The following is a 20,617-nucleotide window of genomic DNA, read 5'->3' on the forward strand; positions in this document are numbered from 1 at the left end:
GGTGCGCTCGTCGAGGGCACCGCACGCTCCCGCGTCAGCAGTTGTGGTAGTACGCCTTGTTCCCGCTGGCGGCCGACGGCACCTCAGCCTTCGCGTACCGGCCGCCCGGGACGCCGGTGACCCGCTTCGTCCCCTTGCCGACGGCCGTCGCGCCGTGGCAGCTGCGCTCGCGGAAGTAGTGCGAGAACGTCTTGCCCCCGATGCCGCCGGAGCCCCAGGTCCAGTACGCCCCGTCCGAGAGGCGCCCGTCACCCGTCAGCTCCATCGACTGCGTCACGCTGGTCGCGACGGCCCCGCCGTGGTCCTGCCAGTGGCCGAGTTCGTCGGACGTCTCAGCGGACGCCACTGCGGCGGTCCCCAACACGGCGGACGCCGCCAGGATCCCCGCCAACACGGTCATCGTCGACTTCTCCATGATGTTCATCCTCGTTCTGCACGCCCCCCGTGGAGCGGTCTCCCGAGCGTTCCAGCACCGACGTGGAATGTCAAATGTGAGTACCACTTGGCGTCGCTCCCGACCGGTAGACTTCCCGGGTCCGTCACCGAACCGAGCACCCAGCTCGGCGATCTAGGAGCACCTCTTGGCACAGCCCTCCCGTCTCGACAGCGTCATCGCCCTGGCCAAGGGCCGCGGCTTCGTGTTCCAGTCGGGCGAGATCTACGGCGGATCCCGCTCCGCGTGGGACTACGGGCCCCTCGGTGTCGAGCTCAAGGAGAACATCAAGCGGCAGTGGTGGCAGCGGTTCGTCCGCGGCCGCGGTGACATGGTCGGGCTCGACTCGGCCGTCATCCTGCCGCGCAAGGTGTGGGAGGCCTCGGGCCACGTCGCGACCTTCACCGACCCGCTCGTCGAGTGCCTGCACTGCCACCACCGCTTCCGCGAGGACCACCTGATCGAGGCGTTCGTCGCCAAGAAGGGCCGCGACCCCGAGGGCGGCATGGCCGAGATCGCGTGCCCGAACTGCGGCACCCGCGGCGAGTGGACCGAGCCGCGCGAGTTCTCCGGCATGCTCAAGACCTACCTCGGCCCGGTCGAGTCGGAGGAGGGCCTGAACTTCCTCCGCCCGGAGACCGCGCAGGGCATCTTCGTCGACTTCGCGCAGGTCGTCACGACGAGCCGCCAGAAGCCGCCGTTCGGCATCGGCCAGGTCGGCAAGGCGTTCCGCAACGAGATCACGCCCGGCAACTTCATCTTCCGCACCCGCGAGTTCGAGCAGATGGAGATCGAGTACTTCGTGCCCCCGGCCGACGCCGAGACCCACTACGAGCAGTGGATCGCCGACTCGGTCGCGTTCTACACCGACCTCGGCATCGACCCGGAGAACCTCCGCCGCTTCGACGTGCCGGACGGCGAGCGGGCGCACTACTCGGACGCCACCGCCGACATCGAGTACCGCTTCGGGTTCCAGGGGTCCGAGTGGGGCGAGCTCATGGGTGTCGCGAACCGCACCGACTTCGACCTGAAGAACCACATCGAGGCGTCCGGCAAGGACCTCCGCTACTTCGACCAGGCCGCCAACGAGAAGTACGTGCCGTACGTCATCGAGCCGTCCTTCGGTCTGACCCGTGCGCTCATGGCGTTCCTCATCGACGCCTACCACGAGGACGAGGCCCCGAACGCGAAGGGCGGCGTCGACAAGCGCACCGTCCTGCGCCTCGACCCGCGGCTCGCCCCGGTCAAGGCCGCCGTGCTGCCGCTGTCCCGGAACGAGCAGCTCTCGCCGGTGGCCCGCGGGCTCGCGGACGACCTGCGCAAGCACTGGAACGTCGACTTCGACGACGCCGGTGCGATCGGCCGTCGCTACCGTCGCCACGACGAGATCGGCACGCCGTTCTGCATCACGGTCGACTTCGACACCCTCGAGGACAAGGCCGTGACGGTGCGTGAGCGCGACACCATGTCGCAGGAGCGTGTTTCGCTCGACCAGCTGCAGGGGTACCTCGCGCAGCGTCTCCTCGGCGCGTAGCCACAGGCGGCAGCCGCCGACACACGCGGCCGTGGTCCGGGAATGCCCGGTCCATGGCCGCGTTGTCGTCAGCGTGAACGACTCCGTGAAGGTCGATGTCTGGTCGGACATCGCATGCCCCTGGTGCTACATCGGCAAGCGCAAGTTCGAGGCGGGGGTGGCTGCCTTCGGCGCCGGTCCGGACGCCCGCCCGGTCGAGGTCGAGTACCACTCCTTCGAGCTCAGCCCCGACACCCCGGTCGACTTCGAGGGCAGCGAGGCCGAGTTCCTCTCGCAGCACAAGGGCCTGCCCGTCGAGCAGGCGCAGCAGATGATCGACCAGGTCGCGGGCATCGCGGCGTCGGTCGACCTGCACTACGACTACGACGCACTCCGCCACACGAACACCGTGAAGGCGCACCAGGTCATCCACCTCGCGAAGCAGCACGGCAAGCAGCTCGAGATGGTCGAACGCCTGTTCACCGCCTACTTCGAGCGCGGCGAGCATGTCGGCCAGGACGGGTCGCTGGCCGACCTCGGTGCGTCGATCGGCTTGGACCGCGACGAGGTCCTCGCGACCCTCCGCGACGACGCTCAGCTCGACGCGGTGCGCGCGGACCAGCAGCAGGCGCAGGCCTACGGCATCAACGGGGTCCCGTTCTTCGTCATCGACGGCAAGTACGGGGTGTCCGGGGCGCAGGACCCGGCGGCGTTCGAGCAGGTGCTCCGCCAGGTGGTCGCGCTGCGCGGCACCACTCCGGACGAGGTCGCGGCGGACGAGCAGCGGGCAGCTGACGACTCGGCAGCGGACGCGGCGGTGACCCGATGACGGACGTCCGCCTCGCCGGGCCGGCCGAGCCGCGCCTCCAGTCCGACACCAGCCTGGAGGCGCGACCCGCCCTGCTGACGCTCGTCCCGTCCGGCGGTGCGCCGGTCTGCGAGGGAGACTCGTGCTTCGTGCCGGGCGCGGAGGGCGACTGGACCGAGGTCCCGGACTGAGCCGCTCGCTAGCGGACGGGCTGCTCGTCGGTGATGTCGGCGACGGTCGCGCCGTAGGCGGCCACCAGGGCGTCGCCGTCGACGAAGGCACTCGCACCGTGGCGTCCGGCGCCGAGGGCGATGCGGCGACCGAGGACGCGCTCGTCGGCGTAGACGGGCAGGTCGCCGGTCGCGCCGATCGGCGTGATGGTGCCGCGCTCGTAGCCGGAGGCCTCGAGTGCGGTGGTGGCGTCGGGCATCGAGAGCTTGTTGACGCCGACCACGGTGCGGAGCTTCTTCCACGCGATGCTGCGACCACCGGGCACGAGCGCGAGCAGGAAGTCGCCGTCGTGGCGCTTCACGACGAGGGTCTTCACGATGTCGCCGGGGTCGATGCCGAGCAGGGCCGCCGCGCCCTCGAGCGAGTCGGCAGCGGGGCGTTCGACCACCTCCACCGCGAGGCCGCGGCGAGCGGCGTCAGCGTCGAACCGGGCGATCGCGGTGTCCGTCATGTGGAGAACGCTACCGGCGCGGACCGACGTGGGAGAATGGACGACGTATGACGATCACTGACGCGCCCCGCACGGCGACCCGCCCGGCGAAGCCCCTGCGCATCGGCCCCATCGAGGTCGACGTGCCGGTCGTGCTCGCCCCGATGGCCGGCATCACGAACATGGCCTACCGCCGGCTCTGCCGCGAGTACGGCGCCGGCCTCTACGTCTGCGAGATGATCACCTCGCGGGCGCTCGTCGAACGCACCCCGGTGTCGATGCAGCTCATCCAGCACCACGAGTCGGAGACCCCGCGGTCGATCCAGCTCTACGGCGTCGAGCCGAACACCGTGGCCGAGGCTGCGACGATCCTGGTGGGCGAGGACCGCGCCGACCACATCGACCTCAACTTTGGGTGCCCGGTGCCCAAGGTCACGCGGAAGGGCGGGGGAGCGGCCCTGCCGTGGAAGCTCGATCTCTTCCGCGACCTCGTGACGAAGACGGTGCGGGCCGCGGGCGACGTCCCGGTGACGGTGAAGATGCGGAAGGGCATCGACGCCGACCACCTCACCTACCTCGACGCCGCGCGCATCGCCCGTGACGCCGGCGTCGCCGCGATCTCGCTGCACGCCCGCACCGCGAACGAGCACTACTCGGGACACGCCGACTGGTCGGCGATCGCCACCCTCAAGGAGACCATCACCGACATCCCGGTGCTCGGCAACGGCGACATCTGGTCGGCGGCGGACGCGCTGCGCATGGTCGACGAGACCGGCTGCGACGGTGTCGTCGTCGGGCGCGGGTGCCTCGGGCGGCCGTGGTTGTTCGGTGACCTCGCGGCGGCGTTCCGCGGCGAGGGCCTGCGCTACATGCCCTCCCTCGGCGAGGTCGCGGACGGCTTCCGTCGGCACGCCGAGCTGCTCGTCGAGTTCTTCGGCTCCGAGGACCAGGGCTGCCGCGACATCCGCAAGCACGTCGCCTGGTACTTCAAGGGGTACCCGATCGGCGGCGACGTCCGGTCCGGGCTCTCGATGGCGTCCACGCTGCAGGAGATCGACGACCTGCTCGGTCAGCTCGACCACGACGCGCCGTACCCGGGCGCCGACGCCGAGGGGCCGCGCGGTCGCGCCGGCCACCCGAAGCGCACGGCGTTGCCGGACCGCTGGCTCGAGTCGCGCGACGTCGACGCCGAGTTCCGCAAGGTCCTCGCGGCCGCCGAACTGCACCACAGCGGCGGATGAGCGCCACGAGTTCGTACGGGCCCGCCGACGCCGAGCGCTGGCTGCCCGAGACCCACGGCAACCGCCGTTCCGACTTCGCCCGCGACCGCGCACGCCTCCTGCACTCGAGTGCGCTGCGGCGGCTGGCGGCCAAGACGCAGGTCCTCAGCCCGACGACCGGCCTCGACTTCGCCCGTAATCGGCTGACGCACTCGCTCGAGGTCGCGCAGGTCGGGCGGGAGCTCGCCGACTCGCTCGGCCTCGACCCGGACGTCGTCGACACCGCGTGCCTGGCGCACGACATCGGCCACCCGCCGTTCGGGCACAACGGCGAGACCGCCGTGAACGCCTGGGCCGAGGGCATCGGCGGGTTCGAGGGCAACGCGCAGACGCTGCGTCTGCTCACCCGGCTCGAGCCGAAGGTCTACGGGTCGGACGACCGGCCGTACGGGCTCAACCTCACGCGGGCCTCGCTCGACGCGTCGTGCAAGTACCCGTGGCCGGCGGCGCAGGGCGTCTCCGAGGCCTCCTCCGGGCGCACCAAGTTCGGCTTCTACGACGACGACCACGACGCGTTCGAGTGGCTCCGTGCGGGTGCACCGCGGCGGCAGCGATGCATCGAGGCGCAGGTCATGGACCTCTCCGACGACATCGCCTACTCCGTGCACGACTTCGAGGACGCCGTCGTCGCGGGCTTCATCGACGTCGCGGCGCTGGGTGACCGCGTCGGCGAGAACGACATCGTCACCGCGATGCACGCGTGGGTCGGCGACGACCTCAGCCGCGACGAACTGCTCGAGGCGTTCGACCGGCTGCGCTCGCTGCCGCTCTGGATGACGTCGTACGACGGCTCGCGGCAGGACCTCGCACGCCTCAAGAACCTGACGTCGCAGCTCATCGGCCGCTTCGCGCGCACGGCGACCGCGGCGACCCGGGCGTCCTACGCCTCGGGTTCCCTCGTGCGGTTCGCGGCGTCGGTCGTCACCCCGCCCGAGATCATCGGGGAGATCGCGGTGCTCAAGGGCATCGTCGCCGCCTTCGTGATGACGCACGGCGACCGGCAGCCCGTGTACGAGGAGCAGCGTCACGTGCTGACCGAACTCCTCGACGTGCTCGCCGAGCGGGGTGCGGACGCGCTCGACCCGGGCTTCGCGGCGGACTGGCGTGCCGGAGCAGACGACGCCGGACGGCTCCGGGCCGTGGTCGACCAGGTCGCGAGCCTGACGGACCAGGGCGCGCTCGCGTGGCACCGTCGGTTGGTCGTGGGGGAGCGGGAGACCGTCCACATCCCGGTCTGATCCGTCAGCCGGGGCCAGCTGCACGAACTAGGATCGAGGGGTGGCTGGCAGGATCGCGCGGAACGACATCGACGAGGTCCGCTCGCGTGTCAACATCGCCGACGTCGTCGGCGACCACGTCACGCTGAAGTCGGCGGGCGTCGGGTCGCTGAAGGGGCTCTGCCCGTTCCACGACGAGCGCTCCCCGTCCTTCCACGTGCGACCACAGGTGGGTCGGTACCACTGCTTCGGCTGCGGCGAGGACGGCGACGTCTTCGAGTTCATCATCAAGATGGACCACACCACGTTCCAGGAAGCCGTCGAGCGGATGGCCGCGAAGATCGGCTTCACGCTCCACTACGAAGAGGGCGACGGCCCCCGCACCGACTACAACCAGCGCGCGCGGTTGATCGCCGCGAACGAGGCCGCGCTGCAGTTCTTCCAGTCGCAGCTCACCACGGCCGCCGCCGAACCCGCACGCCGCTTCCTCGGGGAGCGCGGGTTCGACCCGGCGGCGGCGCAGCACTTCGGCGTCGGCTTCGCCCCGCAGTCGTACGACGCCACCCGGGAGCACCTGCGCAGCCGCGGCTTCTCGGTGGACGAGATCCTGGCGGCCGGCCTCGCCGGACAGGGCGAGCGGTCGCCCTACGACCGCTTCCGCGGCCGGCTGATCTGGCCGATCCGCGACGTCACCGGTGCCACGATCGGGTTCGGTGCGCGCCGTCTGCTCGACGACGACAAGGGCCCGAAGTACCTCAACACCCCCGAGACGCCGATCTACCACAAGAGCCAGGTGCTCTACGGGCTCGACCTCGCCCGCCGGGACATCGCCAAGGGCAAGCAGGTCGTCATCGTCGAGGGCTACACCGACGTCATGGCGTGCCACCTCGCCGGCGTGACGACCGCGGTCGCGACCTGTGGCACGTCGTTCGGCGTCGACCACATCAAGGTGCTGCGCCCGATGCTCGGCGACGTCAGCGGCGCCGACCCCAACGCCAACGGCGAGGTCGTCTTCACCTTCGACCCGGACGAGGCCGGTCAGCGTGCCGCGTCGCGGGCGTTCGCCGAGGAGCAGCGCTTCGCCGCGCAGACCTACGTCGCCGTGGCCCCCGGCGGGCTCGACCCGTGCGACCTCCGGCTGCAGCGCGGCGACGACGCGATCCGCCGCCTCGTCACGAACAAGCGTCCGATGTTCGAGTTCATGATCCGCCGGACGCTCGACGGCCACGACCTCGAGACCGTCGAGGGCCGGGTCAGCGCCCTCCGCGCCGCCGCCCCGGTGCTCGCCGGCATCCGCGACCGCTCGCTCACGCAGGGGTACGTCCGCGAGCTCGCCGGCTGGCTCGGCATGGAGATCCCCGAGGTCCGTCGCGCGGTCGAGAACGCCCGGCAGCGCGCGGGTGCGTCCGCGGGCGGTCGCCCCGGCGAGCGGACGGGAGGCACGGTGCCGGTCGGTCAGGCCGGTCCCGGCGGCGAGCTGGTCACCCCTCCTGAGGAGCCCGTGGCCGGGCTGCGCCTGCTGCCGAACGACCCGATCACCCGGATGGAGCGCGACGCCGTGATGGCGATGGTGCAGCAACCGGGGTACGTCGGGCTGCCGTTGCTCGGTCTCGCGGCCGCCGCGACGTTCTCGGCACCGATGCTCTCGGTCGTGCGGGACGCCGTGGTCGCCAACGCGGACGCCGTCGGCGCGGGGGACTGGCTCGGACGCCTGCTGCAGGACGTGCCGGCGCCGTTCCGGGGGCTCGTGCAGGAGCTCGCGCTCGCGCCGATCCCCGCCCGGACCGACGAGGACCTCGCGCTCTACTGCCGGAGCATCGTCGTGGCCCTGGTCGAGCGGGACCTCCTCGCCCGGAAGGCCTCGTTGCTCGGCCAGCTGCAGCGGGCGGACCCGACCGAGCAGGCCGACCGGCGCGCGGAGATCCAGCGGCAGCTCGTCGACATCGACGGGCAGCGGATGCGGTTGCGCGCCGACGCCGAGGCGGCAGCACAGGCGTAGGCGCCGAGTCGGCTCGTCCGCTGGAGCGGCTGCGCCGGCTCCGGTGGCTCGACGCGCCGTCTGCGGCGCTCCGGTCGTACGGCTCGCCGTACTCGGGCGTGCGGTCCGCCCGACTCGCCCCGCACCGAACGAGCAGGACATGCCGCGCGCGTGTCGTTCCGCGGACGGAAGTCGTCGGTCGGCCGTGCCGCGCGTGACAGAAACGGCCCGCTCGACGAGCCGGGGCGAGCCGAACCGGGCCGGGCCCGAGCACTCCTCACCGAGTTGCACCACGCAACAATCCTGCGCGACACGCCGCCACAGCACGCGCGCATCATGCGCCACGCGGCGCCCTCGTGCATTACAAGGGTGTAAACAATTCGCCCTCGACGCGAGAAGTTCCGTGACAGGGTGATAGCAATGAGCGTTCCCGGCCGGACTCACAGCGCAGTACCGCCGGCCGAGGAGCCTTGCGAACCATCACCAAGAGAGGCATCGGACATGGCATCCGTGACCAAGTGGGGCAAGCGCGGCATCGCGCTCGGCGCCGGGGCAGCAGCGGCAGCGCTCGTGCTCACCGGCTGCGCGAGCAGCAGCGTGAGCGACACCGCCCTGAGCGGCATCAGCATCGGGACGACCGACAAGATCACGTCGCTCGACCCGGCGGGCTCGTACGACAACGGCTCGTTCGCCGTGCAGAACCAGGTGTTCCCCTTCCTGATGAACACCCCGGTCGGCAGCCCGGACGTCAAGCCGGACATCGCCGAGAGCGGTGAGTTCACGAACGACACCACGTACACGGTGAAGCTCAAGAGCGGGCTGAAGTTCGCGAACGGGCACGACCTGACGTCGAGCGACGTGAAGTTCTCGTTCGACCGTGAGCTCAAGATCAACAACGAGAACGGCCCGCAGTCGCTGCTCGCCAACCTCAAGAGCATCGACACGCCGGACGACACCACGGTCGTGTTCAACCTCGACCACGCCGACCAGACCTGGCCGCAGGTGCTCTCCAGCCCGGCCGGTCCGATCGTCGACGAGCAGGTCTTCTCGGCCGACAAGCTCACCCCCGCGGCGGACATCGTCAAGGGCAAGGCGTTCGCCGGGCAGTACGAGATCACCTCGTACAAGGAGAACGACACGATCCAGTACAAGGCGAACAAGAACTACGACGGACTCCTCGGCAAGGCGAAGACCGACGAGGTCACCGCCAGCTACTACACCAAGGAGACCGACCTCAAGCTCGCCGTGCAGAAGGGCGACGTCGACGTGGCGTACCGCTCGCTCACGCCGACCGACATCTCGGACCTCCGCAAGGACGACTCCGTGAAGGTGTACGACGGCCCCGGTGGCGAGATCCGCTACCTGGTCTTCAACTTCAACACGCAGCCGTTCGGCGCCAAGCAGTCCGACGCCGACGAGGCGAAGGCCCTCGCGGTGCGCGAGGCCGTGGCCGACGTGGTCGACCGCTCGAAGATCGCCAAGGACGTCTACAACAACACGTACTCGCCGCTCTACTCGATGGTGCCGGACGGCCTGACGGGTGCCGCGAAGCCGTTCGAGAAGCTCTACGGCGACGGCGACGGCGGCCCGGACGTGGACAAGGCGAAGGAGACGCTGTCGAAGGCGGGCGTCAGCGGCAAGGTCCAGCTCGACATCCAGTACGCGCCGGACCACTACGGTTCGACGTCGGACGACGAGTACGCCGAGCTCAAGACGCAGCTCGAGAACTCGGGCCTGTTCACCGTGAACATCCAGTCGACGGTCTACACGACCTACGCCCAGGAGCGCACGAAGGACGCCTACCCGGTCTACCAGCTCGGCTGGTTCCCGGACTTCTCCGACGCCGACAACTACCTGTCGCCGTTCTTCACGAAGGACAACTTCGTGCAGAACCACTACGACGACTCGACGATCCAGGGCCTCATCGCCCAGGAGCAGCAGGAGTCCGACAAGGACAAGCGCGCCGACCTGATCGAGCAGGCCCAGGAGCGTGAGGCCACCCAGATCTCCACGCTGCCGCTGCTCCAGGGCAAGTCGGTCGCGGTCGCCTCGAAGGACGTCAAGGGCCTGACCCTCGACTCCTCGTACAAGTTCCGCTACGCCACGCTCAGCAAGTAACACCCACCGGACACCAGGGGGCGTTCCCACGAGGAACGCCCCCTGGTCACGTCCCGAAAGGCATCATCCCCGTGACCCTCACCACTCCGGAGGCGATCGAGTCCGAGCCCACGAAACCCCAGGCACAGCGACGTGCCGGGGGCGGCGGTGGCGGACTCGGCCGGTACATCCTCGTCCGGTTCCTCCTCATCTTTCCGACGGTGTTCATCCTGGTGACGCTCGTCTTCTTCCTGATGCGCGTGATCGGCAACCCGATCACCGCATCGGTCGGCGGTCGTCTCACGCCCGCCCAGCTCCAGGAACGCCTGCACGCCGCCGGCTACGACCGGCCCGTGTTCGTGCAGTACCTCGAGTACCTCGGCAACATCGTCCGCGGCGACTTCGGCACGACGTCGACCGACAACCGGCCGATCACCGAGGTCATCGTCACGTACGGCGGCGCGACGGCCGAGCTCGTGTTCTACGCGCTCATCGTCGCCCTGCTGCTCGGCATCCCGCTCGGCATGCTCGCCGCCTACATGCGCGACAAGTGGCCGGACGTGCTGTTCCGCGCGCTGGCGATCCTCACCTACGCGACGCCGGTCTTCTTCGGTGGCCTGCTCCTCAAGCTCGTCTTCTCCGTCTGGCTCGGCGTGCTGCCGCTCGGCGACCGGGCGTCGACGCGGGTGAGCCTCGTGCTCGACAACATCCCGGGCGCGACGGGGATCTACCTCATCGACGCCCTCCGCACCGGCAACGGGCAGATCATCGGCGACGTGCTGCAGCACGCGGTCCTGCCCGCGCTGACGCTCGGGCTCCTCACCGCCGGCATCTTCCTGCGCCTGGTGCGCGCGAACATGATCGGCTCGCTCGGTTCCGAGTACGTCGACGCGGCCCGCTCGCGCGGCGTCCGTGAGGCCCGTCTCGTCCGCACGCACGCGTTCCGTCCGGCGCTGGTCCCGATCATCACCGTGATGGGTCTGCAGATCGCCATGCTGCTGGGTGGCTCGGTGCTGACCGAGACCACCTTCGGCTGGCGCGGGCTCGGTTTCGAGCTCAACCAGTACCTGTCGGCCCGCGACTTCGTCGCGGTGCAGGGCATCGTCGCGATGCTCGCGGTCATCGTCGCGGTGACGAACTTCATCGTCGACGTCGTCGCGGCCCTCATCGACCCGAGAGTGAGGTTCTGAGGATGGCTGACACCTCCCTCGTCGACCGCCACGAGCCGCTGTGGAAGCGGCTGCCCGTGGTCGTCCAGCTCCGCAAGAGCACCGGCTGGCAGCGCGCCATGCTCATCACGGGCGTGGTCATCTGCGCCCTGTACCTGATCGTCGCGGTCGCCGCGCCGCTCATCGCCCCGTACGGCTTCGGCCAGCTGCAGGGCGCCGACGGCCAGGGCTTCCCGCGCACCGCGGCACCGAGCCCCGAGCACATCTGGGGCACGACCGTCGGCGGGTTCGACGTGTTCAGCCGCGTCGTGTTCGGCGCCCGCACCGCGGTGCTCGTGGTGATCGTCGCCGTCATCGTGTCGATCATCGTCGGCGTGATCCTCGGCATGCTGTCCGGCTACATCGGTGGCTGGCTCGACCGGATCCTCGTCGTGGTCGCGGACGCGATCTACGCGTTCCCGTCGCTGCTGCTCGCCATCGTCGTGTCGATCGTCATCTCGGGCGGCAACTCGAGCTACGCCGGCGGCATCATCGCTGCGGCCATCTCGATCACGGTCGTGTACGTCCCGCAGTACTTCCGGGTCGTCCGCGCCGAGGCCGTCCGCCTGAAGAACGAGGCCTTCGTCGAGTCCGCCCGCGTGATGGGCACGCACCCGTGGCGCATCATGACGCGCCACGTGCTCCGGAACTCCACCCGGAGCCTGCCGCTCATCCTGACGCTCAACGCCTCCGACGCGATCCTGACCCTCGCCGGCCTCGGCTTCCTCGGGTTCGGCATCGGCCCGACGAGCGGCGCCGAGTGGGGCTACGACCTCAGCCGCGCGCTGTCCGACGTGGCGAGCGGCGTTTGGTGGACCGGCGTCTTCCCGGGTGTCGCGATCGTGGTGCTCGTGCTCGGTGTGACCTTCATCGGCGAGAGCCTCAACGACATCTCGGACCCGCGTCTGCGTGCCCGTCGCCGGCTGAAGCAGCTGGTGTCGCGCAAGCAGGCCGCCAGCACGGAAGGGGCGACGGCATGACCGACGCAACCCAGCCGGTCGCCGTCGTCGACGACCTGACCGTCACCTTCGCGACCGACGGCGGCGCCGTCGACGCGGTCAAGGGCGTCTCGCTCGACGTCCGCCCGGGCGAGGTCCTCGCCCTCGTCGGCGAGTCCGGCTCCGGCAAGTCGGTCACGGCGCGCAGCATGCTGCGGCTCATGCCCGAGACCGCGACCCTCGGCGGTGCGGTGTACCTCGACGGCACGGACGTCATCAGCGTCGGGTCCGCCAAGCTGCGCGAGCTCCGCGGCACCGCCGGTGCGATGGTGTTCCAGGAGCCCTCGACGGCGCTCAACCCGGTCTTCACCGTCGGGTGGCAGATCGCCGAGGGGCTCCGCGCCCACGGCGGCGTCTCGAAGAAGGACGCCCGCGCGAAGGCGATCGACTACCTGCGCCGCGTCGGCATCCCCGACCCGGAGACCCGCGTCGACCACTACCCGCACCAGTTCTCCGGCGGGCAGAAGCAGCGCGTCGTCATCGCGAGCGCCCTCGCGCTCGAGCCGAGCGTCATCATCGCCGACGAGCCGACCACGGCCCTCGACGTGACGGTGCAGGCCGAGATCCTCGACCTGCTCCGGCGGTGCCGCGACGAGTTCGGTGCGGCGATCGTCATCATCACGCACAACATGGGTGTGGTGGCCGACCTCGCCGACCGTGTCGCCGTGATGTACCAGGGCGAAGTCGTCGAAGAGGCCCCGGTCGCGCAGCTGTTCGCCGCGCCCCAGGCCGACTACACGAAGCGCCTGCTCGCTGCCGTGCCCCGGCTCGAGGCCTCGACGGGCACTGCCCGGCGCGCCGCGATCAGCACGGACGTCGCGCCGCTCGTCAGCGCGAAGGGCCTCGAGATCGAGTACCCCGGACGGCTCGGCGCACACGCGTTCAAGGCGGTCAAGGGCGTCGACCTCGACATCCGTCCCGGCGAGGTCCTCGGCCTGGTAGGGGAGTCCGGTTCGGGCAAGACCACCATCGGCCGGGCGATCGCCGGACTCACGCGGATCACCGGCGGTTCGCTCAGCGTGCTCGGCACGGAGATGCTCGGCTACCGCGAGCGGGACTTCAAGCGCCACCGGAAGGACATCGGGTTCGTCTTCCAGGACCCGGCGACCTCGTTCAACCCGCTGCTCACGATCGCCGAGTGCGTCGCCGAGCCGCTCGTCGTGCACGGCGAGGTCCGCAGCCCGCGCGCCGCGCGGCAGCGCGTCGGAGAACTGCTCGAGATGGTACAGCTGCCCGCGGCGTACGGCGACCGGTACCCGCACGAGCTCTCCGGCGGGCAGCGGCAGCGCGCCTCGCTCGCCCGGTCGATCGCGCTCCGGCCGAAGCTGCTCATCGCGGACGAGCCGACGAGCGCGCTCGACGTGTCGGTGCAGGCGCGCGTGCTCGAGCTGTTCCTCGAGCTGCAGCAGGACCTCGGGTTCGCCTCGCTGTTCATCAGTCACGACCTCGCCGTCGTGGGCGCCCTCTCCGACCGGATCGCCGTGCTGTACCGCGGCGACCTGGTCGAGACGGGCACGACCGCCGAGGTCCTCGGGGCACCGCAGCACCCCTACACGCAGCGCCTGCTGGCCTCCCTGCCGGTCCCGGACCCGGCGGAGCAGGCAGAGCGACGGCGTACGCTGGTGGAACTGGAGCGCGCCGGGTCCTGACCCAGCGCGACCGGCCTGGAGGCGCGACCCGCGTCGTCGACGCGTGTCGCGCCTCCAGGCCGTCGCTCCACCGCAGTACGCACGACGGTCCCGCTGGTCGCGGTCCGTCGTACACCGTCGCCAGGGGGCGACGTGGAAGGGGACCCATGATCGCGGTCAACGGTCCGGCGGTCGTCGCGGACGACGTGTCGATCGAGTACCGAGCGGGACGCGGGACGGACGCGATCCGCGCCGTGGACGGCGTCAGCCTGACGGTCCGGCAGGGGGAGATCCTCGCGGTGCTCGGCGAGTCCGGCTCGGGCAAGTCGACGTTCGCCGCGGCCCTCGCCGGGCAGCTCGGCGCGACCGGCGAGGGCGACGGGGCCCACCGTCGGCACATCGTCGGCGGTGAGCTGACCGTGCTCGGCCAGAAGACCCGCGGCCTCCGCGCGACCTCGCGCAAGCTGGAGCGCCTGAGCGGTCGCATCGGGTACCTGCCGCAGGACGGCGCGGACCGGCTCAGCCCCGACCTGACCGTCGGCGAGGCCGTCGCCGAACCGATCTACGCACGTGACCGTCGGTTCGACCGCAAGGAGGCCGGGCTCATCGTGGCGCGGCTCCTCGACGCCGTGCACCTGCCGCTCGGGTCGATGCGGCTCAACACGTGGGAGCTGTCGAGCGGGCAGCGGCAGCGTGTCGCCCTCGCCCGGGCGCTCGTCCTCGAACCGCAGCTCCTCGTCGCGGACGAACCGGCCCGCGGTGTCGACGTCCTCGTGCGGCAGTCCGTGCTCGAGGCGCTCGCGACCCTGCAGCGGAACCGCCACTTCTCGGCTGTGGTCGTGTCCAGTGACCTCCGCGAGGCGCGCGCGCTCGCCGACCGCGTCGCCGTGATGGCCGACGGGCGACTCGTCGGCCTCGGCACCTTCGACGAGGTGCTCGACAACCCGGTCGACCCGTACGTGAAGACCCTCGCGGCGACCGCCGCCCGCCCGGTCAAGCGCCGACCGAGCACGACCGCAGCAGCTGGCGGGCCGCGGCGCTCGTCGGCGCCGCGTCGCCCCGTCGGTCCCGCCGCCGTGGGTGCCGGGGCCGTCGCCACCGGCTCCGCGCTCCGTGCGGAACGGCAGGAGCAGGCGTGAGTGCGGTCGACGCGCCGGCCGGTGCCCGTGGGCACCGAGCGGTCGTGACCGATGCGGGCGCACCGCTGCCCGTCGCACCACCTGCCGCCGGCCCCGTCGCGGTCCTGCCCTCCGAGGCCGACCTGCACGTCGCAGCGGTGACGGACGCGGGCGGGACGGTCGGTCCGCTCGGCGACGACACCCGGGGGATCGTCTGGCTCGACGCCCGTGACCCCGACGGCCTCGCGGCGGCGCTCGACCGCGCTCCCGGAGTGGGCTGGGTGCAGCTGCCGTTCGCCGGCGTCGACGCGTTCGCGCACCTCATCGAGGAGCACGGCGACGGCGTCCTCTTCACCTCGGCGAAGGGGGCCTACGCGGAGCCCGTCGCCGAGCACGCCCTCGCCCTGACGCTCGCGACCCTCCGCGTGCTGCCGAAGCGCTCCCGTGCGACCACGTGGGCGACCGAGCCCGAGGGTGTCTCGCTCTACGGGCGGAACGTCGTCGTGATCGGCGCCGGCGGGATCGCACTCGAGTACCTCCGGCTCCTCGCGCCGTTCGAGGTGTCGGTCACGGTGGTGCGCCGCTCGTCCGACCCGGTACCGGGTGCCGACCGGACGGTCACCACCGACCAGCTCGACGCCGTGCTGCCGGACGCCGACGTGGTGATGATCGCCGCGGCCATGACCTCGGGCACCGCGAAGCTCCTCGGCGCCGAGCAGTTCGGGCGCATGAAGCCGTCCGCCCGGGTCGTCAACATCGCCCGCGGCGGACTCGTCGACACCGACGCCCTCGTCGAGGCGCTGCGCTCGGGCGCGATCGCGGGCGCGGGGCTCGACGTCACCGACCCCGAACCGCTCCCGGACGGGCACCCGCTGTGGGAGACCCCTGGCGTCGTGATCACCCCGCACCAGGCGGACACACCGGACATGGTCGCGCCGCTGCTCGCCGAGCGGGTGCGTGCCAACACGGCGGCGTTCCTCGGGGGAGCCGGCGAGGGATTCGTCGGCGTCGTGGACCCGGCCGCGGGCTACTGAACCCGCGGCACGCCCGGGATGTGCAGCCGATGCGCGGTGTCGGGGACAGGTGCTGCTATGCTGTTACCCGTTGTTCAGACGATGCCAAGTGCTGAGCAGTGATCCTCGATAGCTCAATTGGCAGAGCAGCCGGCTGTTAACCGGCAGGTTGTTGGTTCGAGTCCAACTCGGGGAGCGTCAGGCCCTCACCCTCCGGGTGGGGGCCTTCTGCGTTGTACGACGCCTGCTCCTGTCCGAGAACCGTCATCACCGCCCGCGCTGCCGCGGTCTCGACAGACTGGTCTCAGGGGAATCGAGAGGATCAGTCATGGCAGAGTCGACCTACCAGGGACAGCCCGGCGTCGCGCCGGTTCAGGTCCGGACCCTGCGATCGCTCCGGCTGCGGGCGAAGCGGGGCCAGTTCGAGTCGTTCGAGGAGTCGTCCTGGGCGGACTGCTTCCCGGAGCAGCCGGGGTCGTCGGTCCGCGCATGACCGGCGCCGTACCCCGATGCGCGGTCCGGGCTGGACGCCGGTGCGGCGCGACGTGTTCGGTGGATGCATGAAGTACGTCATCTACGGAGACCACCGGGTCATGACCGGCGACGCGATCGCCGAAGCGGTCCTGGACTACGCCGCCGCGCTCGGGGAGAACGGGACGACGGACATCGTCGAGATCCCGACGGCCGACGAGCACGGTTTCGGGGTCACCGCCGAGGTGCTCCTCGGACCGGCGTCGCAGGTCATGAGCGAGCCGGCTCCGGAGGACGAGCTCGAGCCCGAGGACGACGCCCTCGTGAACGAACTCCGCCGCCGCACCGAGGCCGTCGGCGGCGCGCGGTTCGTCGACCCGGCGTCCTCGCACTCGGACGACCCCGCAGCCAAGCGACTCCGGACGGACCCGCCGCAGCCGCACTGAGGCAGCCGTTCCCGGCTGCTCACAGCCGCGCGGCGCGGTCGGCTGTTAGCGTTCTCAGGTGACCACCGCACGCCGAGCACTCGCCGCAGGGCTCGGCGTCGTGGTCTGCGCGGTGCTCGCCGGGTGCACGACGGACCAGGGCGCCGAGCCCGAGGAACGCTCGGACGACGTCGCGGGCGTCACCGCCGAGGCGTCCGGCACCTCGCCCGTCGTCTTCGCGTTCGTCTGCCGCGGGGGTGTCTCCGACCGGACGGAGACCTACACGACCTACTCGGCGGTGTGGGACGACGAGCGGACGGACTGCTCGGCCGAGCGGATCACCGGCACCGAGATGTCCTCGCAGCAGCGGTCCGCGGTGGCCGCGGCCGAGGGTGACGCGACGCTCGAGCAGCTGGCCGCGACGTGTGCGCTCCGGGGGACCGGACCGTGGGTCGACGCAGTCGACTCCGCGGCCGCGGCGCACCGGGGCGAGGGCCTGCTGCGGTACTGCCCCGGGCATCCCGAGACCGGCCACCTGCGCGAGGCGATCGACGCCTGGCGGGGGTGAGGCGCGCCTCCAGGTCGGCGTCGGGTCGTCACCGTGGCGTCGGGGGTCTCGCGCCGTGCTCGCGCCGTCGGTGCGGGTCAGCCCTCGGGGTGGTCGCGACCGGGCAGCCACGACTGCCCGGGGCCGCCCCAGCTGTTCTTCCGGATCGCCTTCGCCACCTGCTTGGCGTACGGGTGGACGAGACGATCGGCGTAGAGGTAGCCGTCGAGGTGGTCGTACTCGTGCTGGAACACCCGGGCCAGCCAGCCGTGCGCCTCGACCTCGAACGGCTCGCCGTGCTCGTCGACCGCGCGGAGCAGGACACCCTCGGCGCGACGGAGCGGGAAGCGCTCGCCCGGAACCGAGAGGCAGCCCTCGGACTCCTCGTCCTCGTCGAGCTCCTCCACGGACTCGGGGACCGGGGGAGTCGTCCACAGGACGGGGTTCACCGCGACACCACGGTGCAGGACGTCGTCATCATCGGTCCATGAGTAGACGAAGAGCCGCTTGCCGACGCCGACCTGCGGGCCCGCGAGCCCGACCCCGGGCGCGAGGTCCATCGTCTCGTACATGTCCGCCACCAGGGAGCGGAGGTCGTCGTCGAACTCGGTGACCTCGGCCGCACGCTCGTGCAGGACGGGTTCGCCGGTGATGCGGATCGGGAGAACGGCCATTCACCCAGGTTATCCGGCGGGGACCGGTAGCCTCGACGCGTGACGACGGACCTGCAGTTGCCCGACGCGGTGAACCTCACCCCGTTCCAGGCGCTCATGATCCCGGTCGCACTCATCGGCGCCGTGTTCCTGTCGCTCGGCGCGCAGTTCCAGAGCCGTGGCGTCCAGCGGGTCGAGGCCCGGCTCGGACGGCAGTCGAAGGGCCTCAGCGTCCGGCACGTGCTCGGGCTGCTCGGCAGCGGATGGTGGGTGCTCGGCACGCTCATGCTCGGACTCGCCGTCGTGCTGCAGCTCATCAGCATCACGAACGCGCCGCTCATCGTCGTGCAGCCGCTCGGGGCCGTCGCCCTCGTCATCACGACGTGGTTCTCGTCGCGCTCGTCCGGCGTCCCGCTCGGGCGGCAGGCACGACGGGCGGTGTGGACGTGCATCATCGGCGTCGGGATCTTCGTCGCCATCGCGGCGTTCGTCGGCCGCGAGAGCGCCATCACGCACCCACAGCTCATCACGATCCTGGTCATCCTGGCGGTCGTGCTCGCCCTCGTGCTGGTCTCGTTCCGGTACGCCGCCAAGCGGGCCAGCGCGCTCTACTACATCGTGGGCGCCGGCGTCCTCTACGGCTTCGTCGCGACGCTGGCGAAGGTCGTGCTCAATCGCTTCACCCACGGCACGTTCGACGTCCTGACCGCCGTCGCGATCGTCGGCGTCGTCGTGGCTGCCGCGCTCGGCGGGTACTTCGTGCAGAACGCCTACTCGAGCGGTTCGGCGGACCTCGTCATCGCCGGACTGACCGTGATCGACCCGATCGTGGCGGTCGGGATCGGCGTCATCGTGCTCGGCGAGGCGGACGGGGCGCCGTGGGGCGCGGTGGCCGGGTTCGTCGTGGCGGCGGCGATCGCCATCACCGGCGTGTTCCTGCTCGCGAAGCACCACCCGGAGGGGCGCGGCTGACGGGACGCCCGCGGCGCGGCTGACGGGAGGCCGTGGCGCGGCGGCTGCGGCCCGGCGTCAGCACTGTGTCGGTGGCGCACGCTGTGACCGCTCCGGCCGACCCCGTGGGTGCACGCCGGGTCCACCGCGAGGCGGACGCGCCCGCCGGAGGCCGTGCGGTACCGTCGATGACCGACCGACATCCGCTCACGAGAGGACGACGACCGCCGTGTCAGATGACGCCACCACCGCCACCGCCGAGCCGACGGGTGCGACGGGCGGTCACCGACCGCTGCGCGTCCTCATCGCCGCCGACACCTTCCCGCCGGACGTGAACGGCGCGGCCACCTTCGCCGAGCAGCTCGCCGTCGGGCTCGCCGAGCGCGGACACGAGGTCCACGTCGTCGCCCCCGCATCGAGCAGCCACCACGGCACGTTCGACGAGGAGCACCGCGGTGTGACCCTCGTGGTGCACCGGCTGAAGTCGTACAAGTGGCCCCTGCACCCGTGGCTGCGCTTCGTGTGGCCGTGGAGCGTGCGGAAGTGGACCGCCCCCATCCTCGATGCGGTGCGGCCCGACGTCCTGCACATCCAGTCCCACGTCGTGGTGGGACGCGGGATCGTGCACGAGGCGAAGGCCCGCGGGATCCGGGTGATCGCGACCAACCACTTCATGCCCGAGAACCTGCTCGAGTACACGCCGTTCGGCAAGTGGACGCTGCCCATCGCGCTGAAGATCGCGTGGAACGACGCCGCGAAGACCTACCGGCAGGCCGACGCGATCACGACGCCGACGAACCTCGCCGCCGACTACCTGCGTCGCGCGATCGCCGGGCAGCCGGTGCTGGCGATCTCGTGCGGCATCGACGCCGCTCGGTACCTCGCCCGTGCGGGTCGCCCGGCGAACAACGACGTGGTCTTCGTCGGCCGGGTCGCTCCGGAGAAGAACCTCGACGTGCTCGTCCGGGCCCTGGCGATCATGCCCGCCGAGCTCGAGACCACCCTGACCATCGTCGGTGACGGGGAGATGATCCCCAAGCTCACCGCGCTGGCGAAGGAGCTCGGCCTCGCCGACCGGGTCCGTTTCCTCGGGTTCGTGTCCGACGAAGCCAAGCGTCAGGCCCTCACGAACGCCACGGTGTTCGCGATGCCGTCGACGGCCGAACTGCAGAGCATCTCGTCGCTCGAAGGCATGGCGTCCGGGCTGCCGGTCGTCGCGGCGGACTCGATGGCGCTGCCGCACCTGATCGACGGCAACGGCTACCTGTTCACCCCGGGGGACGAGCACGACCTCGCGGCGAAGCTCACCGCGGTGTTGACGGCTTCCGATGCGGACTACGTCGCCATGCGGGAGCGGTCGTTGGCCATGATCGAGGCCCACGACATCAACCGCACGCTCGCCACGTTCGAGTCGCTGTATCGTGGGGAGCGGGTGGCCTGAGGGTCTCCTGCGAGGGGCGGTAGCCAAGCTGGTCAAGGCAGTCGGCTCATAACCGAACGATCCGCGGGTTCAAGTCCCGCCCGCCCTACGTGCATTTGCCAAGGAAGCGCGAAGTCCCACCCGACGACCACGCCCCGACCCCGAACGTGACGTTCGAGGTGACCCGTGGGGGCACCG

20 protein-coding genes and 2 tRNA genes are annotated in these 20,617 nt (G+C 71.0%); 19 read left to right on the top strand and 3 right to left on the bottom strand.

The window, feature by feature from the left end; translation table 11 throughout:
* Positions 1–34: 34 nt before the first annotated feature.
* Positions 35–415: a lactococcin 972 family bacteriocin gene (locus ACY3FI_RS06680; RefSeq protein ID WP_462550004.1), complete on the bottom strand. Its 381-nt coding sequence runs from the start codon at positions 413–415 to the stop codon at positions 35–37.
* Between the two features lie 166 nt (positions 416–581).
* On the opposite strand from ACY3FI_RS06680, the gene ACY3FI_RS06685 reads away from it, so the two are divergent.
* From ACY3FI_RS06685 to ACY3FI_RS06695, 3 genes are all read left to right on the top strand, one after another.
* A complete protein-coding gene (locus ACY3FI_RS06685) occupies positions 582–1,967 on the top strand; it encodes a glycine--tRNA ligase (RefSeq protein ID WP_462550005.1) in 1,386 nt (461 codons plus the stop codon).
* Between the two features lie 73 nt (positions 1,968–2,040).
* Positions 2,041–2,775: a DsbA family oxidoreductase gene (locus ACY3FI_RS06690; protein WP_462550006.1), complete on the top strand. Its 735-nt coding sequence runs from the start codon at positions 2,041–2,043 to the stop codon at positions 2,773–2,775.
* Positions 2,772–2,945 carry a hypothetical protein gene (locus ACY3FI_RS06695; RefSeq protein ID WP_462550007.1) on the top strand — a complete coding sequence of 58 codons (174 nt, stop codon included), beginning with the start codon at positions 2,772–2,774 and terminating at the stop codon, positions 2,943–2,945. Before ACY3FI_RS06690 ends, ACY3FI_RS06695 begins: the two co-directional genes overlap by 4 nt.
* 8 nt (positions 2,946–2,953) lie before the next feature.
* On the opposite strand, the gene ACY3FI_RS06700 is transcribed toward ACY3FI_RS06695, so the two are convergent.
* Complete coding sequence (locus ACY3FI_RS06700) at positions 2,954–3,436, bottom strand: aminoacyl-tRNA deacylase (protein ID WP_462550008.1); 483 nt, start codon at positions 3,434–3,436, stop codon at positions 2,954–2,956.
* 47 nt (positions 3,437–3,483) lie between these two features.
* Between ACY3FI_RS06700 and dusB the strand changes: the two genes are divergently transcribed.
* The 13 genes from dusB to ACY3FI_RS06765 all read left to right on the top strand — a co-directional run bounded on the left by dusB (position 3,484) and on the right by ACY3FI_RS06765 (position 17,416).
* Positions 3,484–4,656: a tRNA dihydrouridine synthase DusB gene (dusB, locus tag ACY3FI_RS06705; RefSeq protein WP_462550009.1), complete on the top strand. Its 1,173-nt coding sequence runs from the start codon at positions 3,484–3,486 to the stop codon at positions 4,654–4,656.
* Positions 4,653–5,933: a deoxyguanosinetriphosphate triphosphohydrolase gene (locus tag ACY3FI_RS06710; RefSeq protein WP_462550010.1), complete on the top strand. Its 1,281-nt coding sequence runs from the start codon at positions 4,653–4,655 to the stop codon at positions 5,931–5,933. Before dusB ends, ACY3FI_RS06710 begins: the two co-directional genes overlap by 4 nt.
* Before the next feature lie 40 nt (positions 5,934–5,973).
* Positions 5,974–7,911 (top strand): DNA primase, encoded by a 1,938-nt coding sequence (dnaG, locus tag ACY3FI_RS06715; protein ID WP_462550011.1) that lies wholly within the window; start codon positions 5,974–5,976, stop codon positions 7,909–7,911.
* Positions 7,912–8,391: 480 nt separating this feature from the next.
* A complete protein-coding gene (locus ACY3FI_RS06720; protein ID WP_462550012.1) occupies positions 8,392–10,008 on the top strand; it encodes an ABC transporter substrate-binding protein in 1,617 nt (538 codons plus the stop codon).
* A gap of 71 nt (positions 10,009–10,079) precedes the next feature.
* On the top strand, positions 10,080–11,177 hold the full coding sequence (locus ACY3FI_RS06725) for an ABC transporter permease (RefSeq protein ID WP_462550013.1): 1,098 nt from the start codon (positions 10,080–10,082) through the stop codon (positions 11,175–11,177).
* A 2-nt stretch (positions 11,178–11,179) separates the two neighbouring features.
* Positions 11,180–12,175, top strand: a complete 996-nt coding sequence (locus tag ACY3FI_RS06730; protein WP_462550014.1) for an ABC transporter permease — start codon at positions 11,180–11,182, stop codon at positions 12,173–12,175.
* Positions 12,172–13,842 carry an ABC transporter ATP-binding protein gene (locus ACY3FI_RS06735; protein ID WP_462550015.1) on the top strand — a complete coding sequence of 557 codons (1,671 nt, stop codon included), beginning with the start codon at positions 12,172–12,174 and terminating at the stop codon, positions 13,840–13,842. The genes ACY3FI_RS06730 and ACY3FI_RS06735 overlap by 4 nt, the downstream gene beginning before the upstream one ends.
* A gap of 146 nt (positions 13,843–13,988) precedes the next feature.
* Positions 13,989–14,960, top strand: a complete 972-nt coding sequence (locus ACY3FI_RS06740) for an ATP-binding cassette domain-containing protein (protein ID WP_462550017.1) — start codon at positions 13,989–13,991, stop codon at positions 14,958–14,960.
* Positions 14,957–15,973 (top strand): D-isomer specific 2-hydroxyacid dehydrogenase family protein, encoded by a 1,017-nt coding sequence (locus tag ACY3FI_RS06745; RefSeq protein ID WP_462550018.1) that lies wholly within the window; start codon positions 14,957–14,959, stop codon positions 15,971–15,973. The genes ACY3FI_RS06740 and ACY3FI_RS06745 overlap by 4 nt, the downstream gene beginning before the upstream one ends.
* A 102-nt stretch (positions 15,974–16,075) precedes the next feature.
* Positions 16,076–16,148, top strand: a tRNA-Asn gene (locus tag ACY3FI_RS06750).
* A gap of 132 nt (positions 16,149–16,280) precedes the next feature.
* On the top strand, positions 16,281–16,445 hold the full coding sequence (locus tag ACY3FI_RS06755; protein WP_462550019.1) for a hypothetical protein: 165 nt from the start codon (positions 16,281–16,283) through the stop codon (positions 16,443–16,445).
* Positions 16,446–16,512: 67 nt separating this feature from the next.
* The gene (locus tag ACY3FI_RS06760; protein WP_462550020.1) at positions 16,513–16,869 is read left to right on the top strand and encodes a hypothetical protein; all 357 of its coding nucleotides are present in this window, start codon (positions 16,513–16,515) and stop codon (positions 16,867–16,869) included.
* 58 nt (positions 16,870–16,927) lie between these two features.
* Positions 16,928–17,416 (top strand): hypothetical protein, encoded by a 489-nt coding sequence (locus tag ACY3FI_RS06765; RefSeq protein WP_462550021.1) that lies wholly within the window; start codon positions 16,928–16,930, stop codon positions 17,414–17,416.
* A gap of 77 nt (positions 17,417–17,493) precedes the next feature.
* Here ACY3FI_RS06765 and def read toward each other — a convergent pair whose 3' ends face one another.
* Positions 17,494–18,069, bottom strand: a complete 576-nt coding sequence (gene def, locus ACY3FI_RS06770) for a peptide deformylase (protein ID WP_462550022.1) — start codon at positions 18,067–18,069, stop codon at positions 17,494–17,496.
* 39 nt (positions 18,070–18,108) lie between these two features.
* On the opposite strand from def, the gene ACY3FI_RS06775 reads away from it, so the two are divergent.
* The 3 genes from ACY3FI_RS06775 to ACY3FI_RS06785 all read left to right on the top strand — a co-directional run bounded on the left by ACY3FI_RS06775 (position 18,109) and on the right by ACY3FI_RS06785 (position 20,528).
* On the top strand, positions 18,109–19,020 hold the full coding sequence (locus ACY3FI_RS06775) for a DMT family transporter (protein WP_462550023.1): 912 nt from the start codon (positions 18,109–18,111) through the stop codon (positions 19,018–19,020).
* 208 nt (positions 19,021–19,228) lie between these two features.
* Complete coding sequence (locus ACY3FI_RS06780; protein WP_462550024.1) at positions 19,229–20,440, top strand: glycosyltransferase; 1,212 nt, start codon at positions 19,229–19,231, stop codon at positions 20,438–20,440.
* A 13-nt stretch (positions 20,441–20,453) separates the two neighbouring features.
* Positions 20,454–20,528: transfer RNA gene (locus tag ACY3FI_RS06785), tRNA-Ile, on the top strand.
* Positions 20,529–20,617: the final 89 nt, after the last annotated feature.

The organism is Curtobacterium sp. RM9 (assembly GCF_054956955.1).